Here is a 2528-nt window from a genome sequence, read left to right on the forward strand (position 1 = left end):
CATGCTGCCTTGCGCCATCCAAAACCATCCGCACAGCGCGTTCGCGCACTTCCGGTGAATACTTGTTTGTTGTCTTTGTCATGATGCTCCATCCTGCTCATGAGTTGGAGCCTCCGGCAAACCCGGTGCGGTTCAGTTCGACCAACAAGCCACCAGAATGCGTGCTCAATCAAATTGAATACGCGAAGGGAAACCTGCGCAGTAAGTGCCTTTATCACTTCGATAGCCTTGTCCTGACGCGAAGCACAGAAGGCTTCCAAGACCATGCTTGCGTAGCGATCTCGCAGATGCTCCTGCTTGGTCTCCTGGAACACAAGGTCGAGGAACGTGGCAGCGACGCCAAGGTTGGTTTCCAAATCAGCGTTCTTCCCGCCAACCACCTCCAGCATCCGCTTGACCGTACCACGCCCGTTGAACCCTTCGGCTTTTGCCTGTGCTAGCAAGGCTTGAGAGTCCATCGATACGTACGTGAAATCGCGTTTCAGGCAATCAACGATGAACTTGGTGTAGTCCTCAATCGAGATCAGACCCCTGTCCTTTGCTAGTAGCAAGACTGGTTGCAGCCAACTCGCCCCAACTTCTAGCGCCGCAGTGGCCCACTGCCTCAGCCCTTGATCCTCCGAAAGGAGCAGCAACTCATTCCCCTCGGCCGCCAAGATGCTATCCCGTGCCGGCGCGCCAAACATCTCAGAAATCTCAAGATTCTGGCCGGTCAGGTCAGCCCGTGGAACGGCGGTGGCTATCTTGCAGTGGGCAAGCACGTCTTCTCGTTGACGCTTCTTTTCCTCATATGCGGCTCTGTTCTGCTCCGGTGAAATCTCAATGAAGTTTAGCCGGCCATCTTGCCACTGGGTCACCCCACTACGCCGGTCGATGTTGTTCTTCGCTTCAATTTCACGCTTTGCGAAGACCTCCAGCGTCGACTGGGTCACGTGAATTTGCCCGCAAACCTGCGAGATCGTGCCCCATAGGTGAAAGTCCGACATTAGAGCGGCGGTGATCGGGTCGAGCACACAACCGTTCTTGGCCCTGGCTTGAATATCTCTGACCGCATTGTCGCGCTCGTCGCGGCTTCCGATGCAAACTCGGGGCTGGATACCCACCCCAGGAAGACCAGCCCAACCGTCGATCACGTCCTTACCCAGTGCTTCGGCGACGAAGCAGAATGGCAAGGCATTTGCAGCATAGTTATCCAGTACGGATTGGTCACGATCATGTGCGGCTTTCGTCACCCGCTCCATGTCCTCCAGCGGGTTCTCAGCCTCGAAGTCAAATGTCATACGTTGCATTCCCGAGTTCATCGGGAATCTCTTGTTAAACTCCTCCATTGACTTGTGGAGAAGATCGAGTGCTCGCGGCTTTATCCACAAGACCTCGAAGTCCATGCTCTCAAATTGAGTATTAATGACGAACTTTTCACCTACGCCTTTGCCAAGGCATGCTTTTGCGAAGTCGCTTGTTGGTGAGTGTCGCTCTGCCTCGAAGTTGTGAGCGTCTGTCGCTTCAATGCGGGCGCGTCTCAGCCCATCCTTCGACCGTGTCTCGAACACGCAATTTTCTTGAATGGTTGTGGACTTGGGGATTGCGTCTTCCAAGTCGTCGTACATCAAGATCAGCCCCTGATAGGCCAGATGAATGGCTGGATCATCCCAATTTGCGATCAGTTCTTGATACGCTGTGTCCACCCCCCACTTCTTGTTGCCGTATTGAACCGCAAGATGACAGAGACGCATGCGTTCTATCGGGCTGCCTTCTGGAATGCTGCTCTCGAAGCTCCGAAGCTTGCGCCGTATCTCGGTTTCACGCCCCTGTAATTGCCAAAGCCCTAGCCTCGATATTTGCATCTCAAGGTCGTTGGGTTCGACACGCAAATAAGCGTTGAGGTGATTTTCTATATCAGCGGCGCCAGAGTTGATCGCCAGGATCGACCGTGCCCGAAGATACCATTCATGACTGTTTAGTTCGGGCGGCAACGCCTCGAACAGCGAAAAAGCAGCACGGTGCTTCTGGCCCGAGACCAGGGCGCCAAACAACAAACGAAGTGCTTCGCTGTCGTGCTGTGTTGAAACTTGATCTTCCAGAAGGGCAACAATGGGGTCGTACACGCCAAGTTGCCGGTATTCCGCAGCAACCTCGACACGCTCCGCCATCGTTGCATCCGATGGAAAATCTACCAAGATCTGTTCAAGCTGAGACGCTGCCGCATCGGAGTCGCCGCTTATGCGAAGGACCCTTGCCAGCACTATCTTGAAGCGAAGCGAACCGGGGTTCTCCTCAATGGCCCGCCGACATTTTGCGATTGCCGTAGCCCAATCCCCTTCCTTTGACAGGGAAGTTAACTCGGAAGAAAGCAGCATTAGCCGGTGTTCTTGCGACCAGTTTGATGAATTGAACCGCGCCGGGTTTTCCGGAGGCTGATTTGTCTTAGTTACGCGGCCATGTCTGATCTTTCCAGAGCGGCATAGAAGTTTGCCTCGGCCTCTGCTGGCGGGATGTTACCGATGGGTTCCAGCAAGCGTCTGTTGTTG

The 2528-nt window shown here is 54.4% G+C and carries 1 protein-coding gene; it reads right to left on the reverse strand.

All coding sequences use genetic code 11. The features are described 5' to 3' along the window. A partial coding sequence (locus AC13CR_RS00020; RefSeq protein ID WP_482900253.1) for a tetratricopeptide repeat protein occupies window positions 1-2357 on the reverse strand: 2357 nt, incomplete at its 3' end. Window positions 2358-2528: the final 171 nt, after the last annotated feature.

It is taken from the genome of Paracoccus sp. L-17, from assembly GCF_056857655.1.